This window comes from Pantoea sp. KPR_PJ (assembly GCF_041386365.1).
Classification (GTDB): Bacteria; Pseudomonadota; Gammaproteobacteria; order Enterobacterales; family Enterobacteriaceae; genus Pantoea.
This window is the reverse complement of sequence record NZ_JABMIK010000002.1, coordinates 205,571-221,301: the sequence shown is the minus strand read 5'-3', so window position 1 is coordinate 221,301 and position 15,731 is coordinate 205,571. Positions and strand designations below refer to the sequence as shown.

At 59.1% G+C, this 15,731-nt stretch carries 11 protein-coding genes and 1 pseudogene; 8 read left to right on the top strand and 4 right to left on the bottom strand.

The genetic code is table 11. The annotated features are described in order from the left end of the window. Window positions 1-2: 2 nt before the first annotated feature. Window positions 3-2,153 carry a putative bifunctional diguanylate cyclase/phosphodiesterase gene (locus tag HP564_RS05785; protein ID WP_371241992.1) on the bottom strand — a complete coding sequence of 717 codons (2,151 nt, stop codon included), beginning with the start codon at window positions 2,151-2,153 and terminating at the stop codon, window positions 3-5. A gap of 272 nt (window positions 2,154-2,425) precedes the next feature. Between HP564_RS05785 and HP564_RS05780 the strand changes: the two are divergent. Next, a pseudogene (locus HP564_RS05780) lies at window positions 2,426-2,701 on the top strand (UTRA domain-containing protein); the annotation flags it as partial. Continuing rightward, a complete protein-coding gene (locus HP564_RS05775) occupies window positions 2,701-2,835 on the top strand; it encodes a hypothetical protein (protein WP_371241095.1) in 135 nt (44 codons plus the stop codon). The pseudogene HP564_RS05780 and the gene HP564_RS05775, both read left to right, overlap by 1 nt. A gap of 60 nt (window positions 2,836-2,895) precedes the next feature. On the opposite strand, the gene HP564_RS05770 is transcribed toward HP564_RS05775, so the two are convergent. Beyond that, on the bottom strand, window positions 2,896-5,472 hold the full coding sequence (locus HP564_RS05770; RefSeq protein WP_371241093.1) for an ATP-binding protein: 2,577 nt from the start codon (window positions 5,470-5,472) through the stop codon (window positions 2,896-2,898). 143 nt (window positions 5,473-5,615) lie between these two features. Here HP564_RS05770 and HP564_RS05765 point away from each other — a divergent pair, with 143 nt between their 5' ends. The 3 genes from HP564_RS05765 (at window position 5,616) to HP564_RS05755 (ending at window position 9,134) form a co-directional block, all read left to right on the top strand. Further along, on the top strand, window positions 5,616-7,130 hold the full coding sequence (locus tag HP564_RS05765; RefSeq protein ID WP_371241091.1) for a sugar ABC transporter ATP-binding protein: 1,515 nt from the start codon (window positions 5,616-5,618) through the stop codon (window positions 7,128-7,130). A gap of 61 nt (window positions 7,131-7,191) precedes the next feature. Beyond that, on the top strand, window positions 7,192-8,124 hold the full coding sequence (locus HP564_RS05760; RefSeq protein ID WP_371241990.1) for a ribose ABC transporter permease: 933 nt from the start codon (window positions 7,192-7,194) through the stop codon (window positions 8,122-8,124). A gap of 71 nt (window positions 8,125-8,195) precedes the next feature. After that, window positions 8,196-9,134: an ABC transporter substrate-binding protein gene (locus tag HP564_RS05755; protein WP_371241089.1), complete on the top strand. Its 939-nt coding sequence runs from the start codon at window positions 8,196-8,198 to the stop codon at window positions 9,132-9,134. A 26-nt stretch (window positions 9,135-9,160) separates the two neighbouring features. Here HP564_RS05755 and HP564_RS05750 read toward each other — a convergent pair whose 3' ends face one another. Next, entirely contained in the window at window positions 9,161-9,895 is a 735-nt protein-coding gene (locus HP564_RS05750; protein ID WP_371241087.1) for a winged helix-turn-helix domain-containing protein, read from the bottom strand. Between the two features lie 430 nt (window positions 9,896-10,325). Between HP564_RS05750 and HP564_RS05745 the strand changes: the two genes are divergently transcribed. Together HP564_RS05745 and HP564_RS05740 are read left to right on the top strand one after the other, a co-directional pair. Then, window positions 10,326-11,624, top strand: coding sequence for an NCS2 family permease (locus HP564_RS05745; RefSeq protein WP_371241085.1), 1,299 nt, complete (start codon window positions 10,326-10,328; stop codon window positions 11,622-11,624). A 396-nt stretch (window positions 11,625-12,020) separates the two neighbouring features. Further along, window positions 12,021-12,590: a hypothetical protein gene (locus HP564_RS05740; protein ID WP_371241083.1), complete on the top strand. Its 570-nt coding sequence runs from the start codon at window positions 12,021-12,023 to the stop codon at window positions 12,588-12,590. A 154-nt stretch (window positions 12,591-12,744) separates the two neighbouring features. Here the strand turns inward: HP564_RS05740 and HP564_RS05735 are convergent, their stop codons facing one another. Continuing rightward, window positions 12,745-14,199, bottom strand: coding sequence for an AMP nucleosidase (locus tag HP564_RS05735; protein ID WP_371241081.1), 1,455 nt, complete (start codon window positions 14,197-14,199; stop codon window positions 12,745-12,747). A 346-nt stretch (window positions 14,200-14,545) separates the two neighbouring features. Between HP564_RS05735 and HP564_RS05730 the strand changes: the two genes are divergently transcribed. Beyond that, window positions 14,546-15,661 carry a branched-chain amino acid ABC transporter substrate-binding protein gene (locus tag HP564_RS05730; protein WP_371241079.1) on the top strand — a complete coding sequence of 372 codons (1,116 nt, stop codon included), beginning with the start codon at window positions 14,546-14,548 and terminating at the stop codon, window positions 15,659-15,661. Window positions 15,662-15,731 lie beyond the last annotated feature (70 nt).

Here is a 15,731-nt window from a genome sequence, read left to right as displayed (position 1 = left end):
AATCAGCGCATCCAGTCGCCCAGGCGCTCAAACGGCAGCGCCTGGCTAAAGAGATAGCCCTGAAGCTGGTTGCACCCTGCGTCGGCCAGCGCGCTCATCTGACCGGGCGTCTCTACCCCTTCGGCCGTCACCGTCAGCCCCATGGCATGGCCCAGCTTCACCACTGACTCAATGATCGCCACGGAGTTCTCCGCCACGCCCAGCGACTGAGTAAATGAACGGTCAATTTTAATCTTGTCGACCGGGAAGGTGCTGAGGTAGTTCAGACTGGAGTAACCGGTGCCAAAATCGTCCAGCGCGATACGGAAACCGGCCTCGCGCAGGGCGATAATAATGGCGCGCGCTTCATGCTCATCCTCAATCAATACCCCTTCGGTGATCTCCAGCTCGATATGCTGCGGATCGCCACCGCTTTCACGCACAATCTCCACCATACGCGTAACAAAACCGGTGGCGCGAAACTGCACCGGTGAGACGTTAACGGCCACCATCAGCGCGGGAAAGCGCTGCTGGATCGCGCAGGCTTCACGCAGCACCCATTCGCCCAGCGGGATAATCAGCCCGGTCTCTTCCGCGATGGCGATAAAGTCAGCGGGAGGGACCGCGCCGCGCGTGGGATGGTTCCAGCGCAACAGCGCCTCCACGCCCACCATATTTTTGCCCTCGATATCCATCAACGGCTGATACCACACTGCCAGTCCCCGGTAGTCCTGTAGCGCCACGCGCAGATCGGCAGCGATGTTCTGACGCGTGCGGATCGATTCATCCATAACCCGCTCAAACTGGCGGTATTTGCCGCGTCCGCTGCTTTTTGCCTCATAAAGCGCGATGTCAGCTTTACGCACCAGCTCCTGGCGATCCAGCCCGTCTTTGGGGGCTAACACCAGGCCGATGCTGGCACCGCTCCAGACTTCGCCGCCGGAAAGCGCATAGGGCTGGCTAAGCGCGTCGAGAATGCGCTGCGCCAGCGCCTGTACCTGACCGATATTTTCCACTTCTGGCATGACAACAATAAATTCATCGCCGCCAATGCGTCCGACGGTGTCGCTGGGGCGCAGCAGCGTAGAGAGACGATGGGCGACGGCGATAATCAGCTCGTCACCCGCGTGGTGGCCGTAGGTATCATTGATATTTTTAAAGCGGTCGAGGTCGATCAGCAGCAGCGCCACCCGCTGCTCATGACGCGTCGCCAGCGCCAGCGCCTGCGTCAGCCGTTCTTCAACCAGCGCGCGGTTGGGCAGGCCGGTCAGCACGTCGTGGAAGGCCAGGTGCATCGCCTGGGCTTCACTGGCACCCAGCCTGATCATCGACTGCGACAGATCACGTGACGATGTCCAGAGGCGGCGCAGCATATAGAGACACAGCAGCATAACGATCAGTACCGCGATACCGGTTGAGGGGGCGATGGCGCGGAGCATTTGCGCGCCGGGACGCATCGGGTCCCAGTTGATATAGCCTACCTCCTCGCCCTGTCGCGAGGTCAGCAGAAAGCGTGCGGGGGTATCGGCTACGGCGCTGAGGTCAGAAAAGTGCAATCCCTTGAGCTGGCTGCGCTCGGCCAGCCCGGCAAGGTAGCCATCGTCGAGAAATTTCAGGCTGACCAGCTTAAGACGTGTCGCTTCGCGCGTAACATCCCCGATTGCCAGCGCCGCCGCACGCCCCTCAACGCGCGCATAATCTGCCTCCTCCTGCTGCGACTGGCCTCGCAGCAGCGCACTGGCTAATACCGCCTGCACCGTAGGATCTTCTGCAGGAGCGGTCAGCGGCTGCCCTTCACGCCAGACCTGCATCGGAAGCCCGGTTTCATCCAGCACCATAATCAGCTGATGGCCAAACATCTCATACAGCCAGCGGCCGACGTTGTCATTGAGCCAGCGCCGGTCGGAGGGGGAGGTGGTAAGATGCGACGCCAGGGGAGCCCAGCGTGACATGCTAAGTAGCTGGCGCTGATGTTCCGCCAGGCTCTGGCTGAATGAGGCCTCGATCATGCGCTGCTGCTGGGCTTTCGCCTCCTGGTTGGTCAGCGTCGTGCCAAGAAAAAGGGCAGTGCCCGCCCCGGCAAAGGTCAGCAGCAGGATTGCCATAAGCGGCAGCAGGACTTCGCGGATAAAACTGCGACGAAAGCCGGCAGAAAGTTTCACGCTGTTAATCATTTTCATTTATCACGTAACAAGGATGTTCAGTTATTAAGCTAGCAGAAATCCTCTCTCCTGCACGGCACAGGCTCTGAAGCGAAGCCGCTGCCAGCCGCACGCTTCACTTCCCGGCGACACGGCTCCGACCCTTTAGTTGTGCTAATAAAACGCGCCCTGAGGCTGTGCATCTGAACGCGGCAGTTTCATGGGCGTGTCATGACGCAGTCACCCTGCTGCCATCTGTAACCCTCAGCATAGTACCCACCACACAGCCGGATTTATTGCGGCGCTTGCCGAATCTGTGCGGGTGGCCCACGCTACAGCACGTCAGCAGCGGTTCGCTGCACGACTTACTGATGAGGCAGGGCGGCCATCAGCTGATGCGCAGCCAGACGCGTATTAGCACGCGCCGCGCTCAGGCTAAAGAGTGCCGCCTGCTGGACACGGGCCTGCACGCGCCGCTGCTCTGCGTGCGTACCCTCAATAAAACCCGCGACGGTACGCTGGCAGAGTACGCCGTCAGCCTGACGCGCGGCGACATAACGGAACTGACCCTGGAGCACTGATGGAAAGCACAACGCAACGCCAGCAGTGGCCTGCCGTGCGGCAGCAGCGCAGCGCCACGGCGCTGGCGCAGCACGGGCAAGCGCACATTTTTCACCACGCTTCTCGCGGCTTTCCCCGGCGGAAAGGGGGCTGATGCTGGTGAGGGCGGTGACGATCATGGATGAGTTCCCCAGCCGCCTGCGCAAGTGCAATATTAGCGGGAAGGCGGTGCCACCCCGGCAGCCTGCCGTGCGCGACTGAGGCGTTCGCTGCGCTGCCAGGCGCGGCCCAGCGCCGCTGCAAGCTGCGCGCTTTGCCAGGGCTTGGCCAGCCGTTCGCACAGGGGCAGCGCCACCGGCTGAAGACGCAGATCCTGGCCGCTGATCAGCAGCGTCGCCAGATGCGGCCACTGTTGCTGTGCCTGACGGATAACATCCGCGCCATTGAGCGTGCCAGGCAGCATCAGATCGCTGATCAACAGATCGATATCAGGCGTCTGGCGCAGTAGCGTCAGCGCCTCTTCCCCGCTGGTGCACTCCAGCGTCACGTAGCCAAGCTGGTGCAGGTGCTCGCAAAGCGTCTGGCGCACCGCCGCGTCATCATCCAGCACCAGTATCAGCTTATCGCGCGGGGCGGGCGGAGCGACCGGCGGTGCGGAAACGGGCGTGACTGCGTGCTCCGGCGCACGCGGCAACAGCAGACGCACGGTTGCACCCGCGCCAGGTGCGGTGTCAATTTCAATCTGCCCGCCCGACTGACGCACAAAACCATAGACCATCGACAGGCCCAGTCCGCTACCGCTGCCGGTTTCTTTGGTGGTAAAAAAGGGCTCAAACACCTGTGCCTGCACCTCGGTCGTCATGCCACAGCCGTTGTCGATGACCTCAATCACCACCCGTTCGCGCCCGTTCCGCTGCTGATTGCTGATGCGCAGGCGGATCTCGCCGGGCTGCTGCTGCATCGCATCACGCGCGTTAACCACCAGGTTCATCAGCGCGTTCTCCAGCTGGCTGGCGTCAATCCAGGCAAGCCAGCCGGGCGGTTGCGTCTCCGTCACCAGATGCTGGCCGGGCAGCAGCGAGTGCTGTAACAGACCTTGCAGATCGTCTACCAGCTTTACCACTGACACGGCACGCGGATGCAGCGACTGCTTGCGCGAAAAAGCCAGCAGCCGCTGGGTCAGCAGGGCAGCGCGATCGGCCGCCTGCCGCGCCCGATCGATACGGTTTGCCAGCGTTCCGGGCGGCAGCTGGCCTTGCGTCAGCGCAAGACTGCCAATGATCACCGCCAGCAGATTATTAAAATCGTGAGCAATGCCGCCGGTCAGCTGGCCAACCGCTTTCATTTTCTGGCTGTGCACCAGCGCCTCCTCCAGCGCTTTGCGCGCGGTGCGCTCCAGCACGGTATTCACAATACCCCGGCGCGGCACCGGGCTGAAGCGCAGCTCAAGCGTGCGCCCATCTGCCAGCCGTACCTCCTGCGGCTCCCCGGGATCCTGTAACTTCACGCCGACGCGCTGTAGCAGCTGGCGATAGTGCAGGCCGCGATGCAGCGCCTGATCTGGCAGGCCGAGCAGCTGCGGATACTGTGCATTCCATACCACCAGTTCGCCACCGTTATCAAACAGGGCAAAGCCGTCACGCATCGCCAGAAAGGTGGATTCAAGCTGGCTGCTTTTCTCTTTAAGCAGACGCGAGGTGTGCGCCAGCGAAGCGGTATTACGCGCAAAGACGTTAAAGGCGCGCGCCAGATCGCCCAGCTCATCGCGGCGCTGCAGGCCAGGCACCCGGACCTGTTTTTCACCCTGCGCCAGCCGCGTCATGGCATCGGCAATCGCGGTCAGGCTCGAGCCGAGGTTGCGATAGATATAGATCCCGGCATAGCCGGTGATTGCCAGCGCCAGCAGGGCGAACAGGGCAATAAACAGGATCACCGAGTTGAGTTCGCGGTGGGTTGCGGCGCTGCGCATCTCACTCTGCTGCGCCACCTGCTGGACGCAGGCGGTAATGTCGTCATTGAGCATCGCCACCAGCGCCTTGATGCGGTAGGTGGCATAAGCGATAGCCAGATCGTTTTCGGCCAGCCGATCCGCCAGCGGGATCAGTGACTGTTGCGTTGCGATCAGCCGTGAAATGGTGTTATCCAGCACCGCATTGCCTGAGTCAGGTCGCCAGGCCGTCATCACCTGCTGTAGCTGATCGACCACGGCAATCGGTGATGGCGTGCGGATCGCCGCGTTAATCAGGTGCCCGGTCTGCTGGCGCAGCGATGCCACGGGGCGGCCATTGAGGGCGAGGCGGTTGATATGCTCCAGCAGCAGCTGTGACTGCCACAGGCCGCTGAGCAGGGCGTTACGCTGGAGATGGCGCTGATGACCGTTAATCAGCAGTCGGGTGATGGTCTGCTCCAGCATCAGACTGCGCGCGCGAATGCGCGCCACCTGTTCGGGCTGGCGGGAGGCCAGCGGCGCAGAGGCAAGCAGCGCCACCGAGTGCTGCAGTGCCTGCTGATTCTGCTCAAGGCGCTGCGATTCGCTCTGATATTCCAGCGCACCCACCACCTGCGACAGCCGTACGGCTGCCGTCGCCACGCTGGCGGTATCGCGTGCCAGTGCCAGGCTGGCGCGCATATCGGCCAGAGTTTGCGCCTGCGCCTGCTCCTGGATCCGTCCGGCGTGGCGAAAGCCCAGAATTGCCACCGCGCTCACCATCAGCGTGACGCAGACGACCAGCAGGTTGAACAGCAGCAGGCGACCGCGTGCGCCCGCCTGCCAGGGATGTTCATGCCGCATTCCACGCCTCCGCGCCCGCCGTGATGAGGCGAGTATAGGGCGCAGTCTGGCGTCGTTTATGACAAATATGAACGGGCTCTGACATTTTCCATTTATCTGGCATTGCTTTACTCAGCCATTACCACGGTTATCTGGAGCGACCCATGACAGCCACCCCGATTCTGCAAATGCGCGATATCAAGCGGCGATTTGGTCAGTTCTATGCGCTCAAAGGCGTCGATCTCACGGTCTATCCCGGTGAAATTCATGCGCTAATGGGCGAAAACGGCGCCGGGAAAAGTACGCTGATGAAGATCCTCGCGGGTGCCTACAGCGCGACCAGCGGTGAGATCCTGATCGACGGGCAGCCCTATAACATCAGGGGGCCGAAAGAGGCGCTGGCGGCGGGTATTACCCTGATTTATCAGGAGATCAATCTTGCGCCCAACTTAACGGTGGCGGAAAACATTTTTCTCGGCAGTGAAATCGCGCGCGGCGGGCTGATACGCCGCCGCCAGATGGCTGATGAGGCGCAGCAGGTGATTGACCGACTCGGCGCACAGTTCAACGCCACTGACCGCGTCAGTCGCCTTAGCATTGCAGAGCAGCAGCAGGTGGAGATCGCGCGTGCGCTGCATCGCAACAGCCGCATTCTGGTAATGGATGAGCCCACCGCAGCGCTGAGCAATCGCGAGACTGAACAGCTGTTCGCACTGATTAAGCGCCTGCGCGCAGAAGGGATGGCGATCATTTATATCAGCCACCGTATGGCAGAGGTCTACGAGCTCTCAGACCGCGTCAGCGTGCTGCGCGACGGGCAGTATGTGGGCAGCCTGACCCGGGACAACCTGAACGCCAGTGAACTGGTGCGTATGATGGTGGGACGTTCACTCAGCGACCTGTTTAATAAAGATCGCACCATTCCTTTTGGCGAGATCCGGCTGGCGGTGAATCACCTGACTGACGGCGGCAAGGTGCGCCCCAGTAGCCTGGCGGTGCGCGCCGGAGAGATCGTGGGGCTGGCCGGGCTGGTTGGCGCAGGGCGCAGCGAACTGGCGCAGCTCATTTTCGGCGTGCGTAAACCGACCGGGGGAGAGATCTGGATTGACGGTCAGAAGGTCACCATTCAGTCACCGCGTGACGCCATCGCGCGCGGCATCGGTTTCCTGACGGAAAACCGTAAAGAGCAGGGGCTGTTTCTGGAGATGGCGGCGCAGGAGAATATTGTGATGGCGACGCTGGAGCGCGACGCCAGCTATGGCCTGCTGAACCGTCGGAAAGGGCAGAAAATTGCCCGCGACGCCATCGCCACGCTCAATATCCGCGTCCCTCATGCGCAGGTCCGTGCCGGCGGGCTTTCCGGCGGCAATCAGCAGAAGCTTTTGATCTCACGCTGGGTCTCTATTGGCCCACGCATTTTGATCCTTGATGAGCCGACGCGCGGCGTCGACGTCGGCGCAAAAAGTGAGATCTATCGCATGATGAACCAGATGGCACAGCAGGGTGTGGCAATCCTGATGATCTCCAGCGAGCTGCCAGAAATTGTTGGCATGAGCGACCGGGTGTATGTCATGCGGGAAGGCACCCTCGCAGGCGAGCTGGAGCAGGCCAGAATCAGCCAGGAAAATATTATGACGCTGGCCACCGGGGCACACGTTGCGTCACCTGAAGAGCGATAAGGAGAAAACTGTGACGACAGAGAGCACGGGCGCAAAGTCGCCCACCGTTAAACGGGCGCTGATGGCCGATCTGCTGCAAACCGTTGGCATTCTGCCCATTCTGGTGCTGATTGTGGTGGTGTTTGGCGTGATTGCGCCCAATTTCTTCACCGAGGCCAATTTGCTGAATATTACCCGGCAGGCGTCGATCAATATTGTGCTGGCGGCTGGCATGACGTTTGTGATCCTTACCGGCGGGATCGATCTGTCGGTGGGCTCCATGCTGGGCACCACGGCGGTGGTTGCCATGGTGGCGTCACTCGATCCCATGCTCGCCAGCATGACTATTCCCATGGCGCTGGGGGCGGGACTGGTCATGGGGCTGTTTAACGGCATCCTGGTCGCCTGGGCGGGACTGCCGCCTTTTATCGTGACGCTTGGTACCTATACGGCGCTGCGCGGGGCCGCCTACCTGCTGGCGAACGGCACGACGGTGATTAACTCCGATATCAGCTTTGAGTGGATAGGTAACGGCTATCTCGGGCCGGTCCCCTGGCTGATTGTTATCGCCTTTGCGGTCATTGCCATCTGCTGGTTTATTCTGCGCCGCACCACGCTGGGTGTGCACATCTATGCGGTTGGCGGCAACATGCAGGCGGCGCGGCTGACCGGCATCAAGGTTAGCGCTGTGCTGCTGTTTGTCTATGCCATGAGCGGGCTGTTATCGGGACTGGGCGGGCTGATGTCAGCGTCACGCCTCTATAGCGCCAACGGCAACCTCGGCGTGGGCTATGAGCTTGACGCGATTGCCGCAGTCATCCTTGGCGGCACCAGCTTTGTCGGCGGTATCGGCACCATTACCGGCACGCTGATTGGCGCGCTGATCATTGCCACGCTCAATAACGGCATGACGCTGATGGGGGTCTCCTATTTCTGGCAGCTGGTGATCAAGGGCGCGGTGATTATTATTGCGGTGCTGATCGACAAATATCGCACCCGGCATCACGTCTCCTGATCGCGGCACATCGCTTCTTTACCCTCCGCCATTCAGCCGTTGGCGATTTTAATAACAGCAGGAGAAGGTCTATGCGTTTCAATCCGATTGTAACCGGGCTGCTGGCGGCGACGCTGTTCAGCGCCTCTGTCGCCCAGGCAAAAGAGCTTAAATCTATCGGCGTCACCGTCGGCGATCTCGCCAATCCGTTTTTCGTGCAGATTACCAAGGGCGCAGAGATGAAGGCGCACGAGCTGGCGGGGGATAAGGTCAACGTGACGCTGGTCTCCAGCGGCTACGATCTCGGCCAGCAGGTAGCGCAAATCGACAACTTTATTGCGGCAAAGGTCGACATGATTATCCTTAACGCTGCGGACTCCAAAGGCATCGCGCCTGCGGTAAAACGTGCGCGTGACGCCGGGATCGTGGTCGTGGCAGTGGACGTGGCGGCTGACGGAGCCAACGCAACCATTACCTCAGACAACACCCAGGCGGGTGAGATTGCCTGTAAATATATTTCCGATCGCCTGAAAGAGAAGGGCAATGTGCTGATCATTAACGGGCCGCCAGTCTCCGCCGTGCAGAACCGTGTGGAGGGTTGCATGACCGAGCTGAAGCGCCATCCCGAGATCAAGCTGCTCTCCTGGAATCAGAATGCGAAAGGCAGCCGCGAAGGCGGGCTGGAGGTGATGACCGGGCTGCTGTCAGCCAACCCAAAAGTGGATGCGGTATTTGCTATTAACGATCCAACCGCGATCGGTGCCGATCTGGCAGCGAAACAGGCGCAGCGTAACGAATTCTTTATTGTTGGCGTCGATGGATCTCCCGATGGCGAAGAGGCCCTGAAGCGTAAGAACTCGCTGTTTGTTGCCACGCCCGCGCAGGATCCCCAGGTAATGGCGGCGAAAGCGGTCGAGATTGGCTATGACATTTTACAGGGCAAACCGGCCCCCGATAAGCCGGTCCTGATCCCGGTTACGCTGATCGATCGCAACAACGTTGGCAGCTACAAAGGCTGGACGGTGAAATAGTCCCGGGCGGTTCGGCTGCGGCCTGTTCAGGCTGACAGCCGGACCGTTTCCGGTCGTACGACATCAGCGGAAAAGACATAGCCGAGCCCTCGTATGGTGCGGATCAGCTCCGGCTGGTGCGGGTGGGTTTCAATTTTGCGGCGCAGGCGCATGATCAGCACGTCGATGGTGCGGTCAAACACGTCAAGGCTTTCACCGTGCGTCAGCTCCAGCAGCTGATCGCGCGTCAGCACCTTGCGTGCGTGGCGCAGCAGCGCACGCAGCAGCGCATACTCGCCCTGTGTCAACGGAACCGGTTCATGCTGCGGATTAAACAGCTGGCAGCGTGACTCATCCAGCTGCCAGCCATTAAAGCGCCAGCAGGGGTTTGCGGCCTCCGGCTGGGGTACACGCCCGCCGCGCCGCAGCGCCGCGCGCGCTCTGGCCACCACCACGCGCGGGTTAAACGGCTTGGCTATGTAATCATCCGCACCCATTTCCAGTCCAACCACCATCTCTGCTTCAGAGCCCATTCCCGTCAGCATCATGACCAGCAGATCCGGACGCTGACGCTGTAGCTGTTGCAAAACCAGCAGGCCGTTGGTGTCTGGCAGCATCATATCCAGCATTACCAGCGCAATATCGGGATACTGTGCCAGTAGTGCCGGTGCATCTCGCCCGTAGTGACAGCAGTAAACGCAAAACTGTTGTTCGCTCAGCACATCCTGCAGCAGTTCACAGACAGCTTTATCATCGTCGATAACCAGAATGGCGGGTTTCATACCGCACGACCTCAAAGTTAATAAAAGGTTAACAAGATTGTACACGGGGCGATTTGTGCCGCGCTGCCGCGCAACGGAAACGTGAGCGATATCGCGGTTGCGATTGCTGAAGCGTGCGGTAACGCAGAATTTTAATGAGCGATCAGCGCAGATGAAAACGATTGCGCAGCATCGGGGCAATGCACCATAATCGCGCCTCGATTTGGTTCAGATTTCTCTTAGAAATTGCCAGGGCTGGCGAAGTAAACGATTGCGTCTGAGTGTGGCACAGTGCTTGCTATCTGTTCAGGTCTGACGCAGAAACAGGGCGTTACGTCAGCGGCCGTCAGCATGCAGCGGCCCGCTGCGCGTGAGTAACACAATAATCAGCATGTAACCCACACTGGCAAGTGAGAACGCGCATTCGTGCCGTCTCCGCTCTTGAGAGATGATGATGTTAGAAAAACTGTTCAAGCTAAAAGCGCACAACACAACGGTTCGAACCGAAGTGGTTGCGGGCATTACCACCTTCCTGGCGATGGCCTACATTCTCTTTGTCAATCCCAGCATTCTGGGCGCGACCGGAATGGATAAAGGCGCTGTCTTCGTGGCCACCTGCCTGGCCGCCGCGATCGGTTCGGTGTTAATGGGGCTGATTGCCAACTATCCTATTGCACTGGCGCCAGGTATGGGCCTTAACGCCTTTTTTACCTACACCGTTGTGCTGCACATGGGCTACACCTGGCAGATTGCACTGGGTGCGGTATTTCTCTCCGCGGTAATCTTTTTTGCGCTGTCGATTTTTAAAATCCGCGAGTGGATTATTGCCAGCATTCCGCTGCCCCTGCGTGCGGGTATTGCCGCCGGTATTGGGCTGTTTCTCGCGCTGATTGCGCTGGAAGGCGCTGGCATTGTGGTGGATAACCCGGCGACCCTGGTGGGACTGGGTGATCTCACGAAGCCCGGCCCCCTGCTGGCGCTGCTCGGCTTTGTGGTGATTGTCGCGCTGGAAGCCCGTCGCGTCACCGGTGCAGTATTGATCGGCATTCTGCTGATCACCTTTATCTCAATGGGTATCGGCCTGTCGCCTTTTGCCGGCGTCTTTTCTGCTCCCCCCTCGATTGCCCCCACCTTTATGCAGCTGGATATTGCCGGGGCGTTTAATGTCGGCCTGGTCAGCGTGATCTTTGCGTTTCTGTTTGTCGACGTATTCGACAACACCGGCACGCTGCTGGGCGTAACCAAACGCGCTGGCCTGGCCGATGAGCAGGGCAACATCCCGAAAATGGGTCGCGCGCTGGTAGCAGACAGTGCTGCTGCGCTGTTTGGCTCGCTGCTGGGCACCTCAACCACCACCAGCTATGTGGAATCGGCCGCTGGGGTGAGTGCAGGCGGACGAACCGGATTGACCGCCATTGTTGTTGCGATTCTGTTCCTGCTGGCGCTGTTTTTCTCGCCGCTGGCGGGGAGTGTGCCGGTCTATGCCACTGCTCCGGCGCTGCTGTTTGTTGCGGTGCTGATGGCCTCTGGTCTGGCTGAAATCGACTGGAAAGATGTGACGACCGCGGCGCCGGTTACCGTCACCGCGCTGACAATGCCGCTGACCTACTCAATCGCCAACGGAATTGCCTTCGGTTTTATTACCTGGACCGTGGTGAAACTGCTGAGTGGTCGCACCAGAGAAATTAACGCGGCGCTGGTTATCCTCTCAATTTTGTTCGTCATCAAGCTTGGCTGGCTGAGCGCCTGATCCCTTCCGCTGGCGCAGCGACAGGCTGCGCCCCCTTGCTCCTGTCTCTGCGCGTCAGGCGATATCGCTTGCGCGCATTTCGTGTTTCTTCAGAAAGGATTGCGTACTGGCTTCCAGAATGTGTCAGAAAAGGTGTTAACGCGTTCCTGCTGCGGCGATGATGTCACTCAGAAGCAACGCGGCTGCGCAATCTGCTGGCTAATTTTTGACAAATTAGCGAAACGTGGAATGTTATCTGAGCGAAAAGCTGGTTAAATTTCCAACGGTGCGGGCAGGCGTCAGCAACAGAATGGATAACGCGCCAGGGAGCAGATCCTCATGGAACAGGCATCACATTATGAACCCCGCTATCAGCCCCCGCTTTTACTCCCTCTTCAGCTGTCAGGAGGTAATCCCATGGAACGGCTCACCCAACGTGTTGATCGGCTTGAGCAGAATACCCATCAGATTAAAACGGAACTGGCTGTGCTGACCGAACGCGCGCAGCATTTTGCGACGAAGAGAGATGTGGAAGCGCTGTGGACAGGGCAGTTTAAACTGCGCTGCGAAATGCTGGAGGGGTTTGCCCGGATTGAAAAGCAGAATAGTGAACAGGCCGGAAGGATTAATGCGATAAATGTGCGTCTTGATGAGGCCTTAAAACGCAATGACGACAGGGATGGACATAGCGATGAAAAATTTGAGCGTATAGATCAAAGGTTCGATCGTATGGATGAAAAGTTTGAGCGCATAGATGTCAGGCTCGAGCGCATGGATGAAAAGTTTGAGCGCATAGATGTCAGGCTCGAGCGCATGGATGAAAAGTTCGAGCGCATAGATGACAGGTTCCAGCGTATAGATGAAAAGTTTGTGCGTATTGATGACAAGTTTGATCATCTCAACGATCGTATTACCTGGACGCTGCTGGTGCCAGCGGTGTTAGCCGTACTTGGCTGGGTAGCGAGAGAGTTCTGGCTGTTGAGATAGTCAAGCGGGAGCGGCTCCCGCTTTTTGCATCTGACCTGGTAAAGCGGGAGCGGCTCCCGCTTTTTGCATCTGACCTGGTAAAGCGGGAGTGGATCCCGCTTTACTGCATCGGGTGACGAAAATACACGGAAACGTTATCCCGTGATTTTGCCGGTTAGCGGAACGGCGGCTCGTTAAAGGTACGCAGCTTGCGTGAATGCAGCTTGTCACCCTCGGCGCGCAGCAGTTCTACCGCGCAGATCCCTATTTGCAGATGCTCAGAGATAGCCCCCTCATAGAAGCGGTTCGCCTGGCCCGGCAGCTTAATTTCACCGTGCAGTGGCTTGTCCGATACGCACAGCAGCGTGCCATAAGGAACGCGGAAGCGGTAACCCTGCGCGGCAATGGTGGCGCTCTCCATATCAACCGCGACCGCACGGCTCAGGTTAAAACGCAGCGCCGAAGCGGAGTAGCGCAGCTCCCAGTTACGATCGTCTGTGGTGACCACGGTGCCGGTACGCAGTCGCTGTTTGACCTCTTCTCCCGGCATATTGCTCACCGCTTTAGTGGCGTCATAGAGTGCACGCTGCACCTCGGCAATGCTCGGCACCGGAATATCGGGTGGCAACACGCTGTCGAGCACATGATCGTCACGCAGGTAGGCGTGGGCCAGCACATAATCGCCGATGCGCTGGCTTTCGCGCAGGCCGCCGCAGTGTCCAATCATTAGCCAGGCGTGAGGGCGCATGACCGCCAGGTGATCGCAAATCGTTTTGGCGTTGGACGGGCCAACGCCGATATTCACCAGGGTAATGCCGCGTCGCCCTGGCGACGTAAGGTGCCACGCTGGCATCTGGTGCTTTTTCCACGCCAGATCCAGCATAGCTGCATCGTCTTCAGCCGTATCGACGGTTATCACCGCACCGCCTGCGCAGGCCAGGCTGTCATAATCGCTATTGGGATCGCGCACCTGCTCGGTGGCCCAGCGCACAAATTCATCAACATAGCGCGTGTAGTTGGTGAACAGCACAAAGGGCTGGAAATGCTCGACCGAGGTGCCGGTATAGTGGCGCAGGCGTGCCAGAGAGAAGTCGGTGCGCAGCGCGTCAAAATGCGACAGCGGGAAAATGGCGTCTGGATTAAACAGGCCGTCGGCGGTCTCGTCACCAATTTGTGACAGCTCTGTGGTTGGAAAATGTCGCGCAATGCTGGCGCTCATGGTGCGATCGAGCGACAGATCGGAACCATCAATAACGTAAGGATAGGGGATCTCCTGGCTGGATGGCCCCACCTGAATTTCCACCTCATACTCTTTTTCCAGCATCGCCAGCTGTTCGCTCAGGTAGTGGCGCAGCAGCGCCGGGCGCGTAATGGTGGTGCTGTAGCTGCCGGTATGGGTAAAGCGTCCCCAGGCACGGGTGCGATTCTGCTGCGGGCCTTCACCGCGCCAGGTAATGCGCAACTCAGGGTAAACAAATAACCCTTCATGGCGAGCGGCGGCATCGGGTAACTCACCTTGTTCCGTATAAACTTTAATGGCGGCGCGCAGGGCATTCACGGCGTCGTCGTACAGGCGTTCAAGTTCGTCCAGCGCCTGCTGGCGGTTAAGGCTTTTCCGTTGTGTAGGCATTCGCTCTCCTGGTAATAAGTGACCTCACCCACAGCTTAGCGGGTTTGCCGCTGTCGCAGGGCAAGAATCTGTGATCAACCGCATTATGCACCAACAGGGTGCTGGCGTGTTGCCAATCCCCGCCTACGTTTAAATGAACCAGAAGGTGACGTCGTGCGCTGTCGCTGGCGTTGCCACCTTCCTTCAGCGAAATCTTGCTATCTGATCCGTTCTGGCGAGGTTCTTGCTTGCGATACATGTCGGCTGTCGCAGCCGCACATGACTTTCCTGAACCTGAAAAACAACATGTATTACTCCTGCGCCGTGGTCGGGCAAACGCAAACTAACTGTGTTGAGGATAGACAGCATGTCTCAGAAAATGATCAAGTTGTCATTAAACGTCGTGATTGCAGGCTGTTTCAGCGCCGCGCTCAGTGCGCAGGCAGAGATCAAAATCGGCGTCGCCGGGCCATTTTCCGGGCCGAATGCCACCTATGGTGCGCAGTACTGGAAAGGGGCGTCACAGGCGGCTGAAGATATCAATGCCGCCGGGGGCATTAACGGTGAAAAAATTGTGCTGGTTCAGGGCGATGACGCCTGCGAGCCGAAGCAGGCGGTGGCGGTGGCAAACCGCCTGGTCGATCAGGACAAAGTGATGGCCGTTGTCGGCCATTTTTGCTCATCCAGCACCATGCCTGCGTCAGAGGTCTACGACGATGCGGGCGTGCTGTCGATCACGCCAGGCTCCACTAACCCACAGATTACCGAGCGCGGCATGAAAACCCTGTTTCGCATGTGCGGTCGCGACGATCAGCAGGGGGCAATTGCGGCCAATTTTATGATCGACAAGTTGAAGGCGAAAAAGGTTGCGGTGATCCACGATAAAGACACCTATGGTCAGGGGCTGGCCGACGCAACCAAAGCGGCGCTGGAGACGCGCGGCGTGAAAGAGGTGATGTATGAGGGGCTGTCGCGCGGCGAAAAAGACTTCAACGCGCTGGTGACAAAAATCGCGCAGGCCAGTCCCGACGTGGTCTACTTCGGCGGCTGCCATCCGGAAGCGGGACCGCTGGTGCGCCAGATGCGCGAGCAGGGGGTAAAAGCTGATTTCTTCTCTGGCGACTGCATTGTGACGCAGGAACTGGTGACTGCCGCAGGCGGGCCGCAGTATACCAATGGCATTTATATGACCTTTGGTAACGATCCCCGCCAGATCCCCGACGGCAAAGCGGTCATTGAAAAATTCCGTCAGGGCGGTTTCGAACCGGAAGGCTATACGCTCTACGCTTATGCCTCTGTCCAGGCGCTGGCTGCCGCCTATAAAGGCGCAGGCAAAGACAACGAAAAGGCAAGTGAGTGGCTGAAATCACACGATGTGCCCACCGTTATGGGTAAAAAAGCCTGGGACAGTAAAGGCGATTTGAAAGTCTCTGATTACGTCATTTATCAGTGGGACGATAAAGGCAAATACCACCAGCTGTAAGCCCCCTGGCTGCCCCGCGCGGCGGGGCTTTCCTCTGCGGGTCGCCGCTGCACGGCCCGCGTTGCGCAGA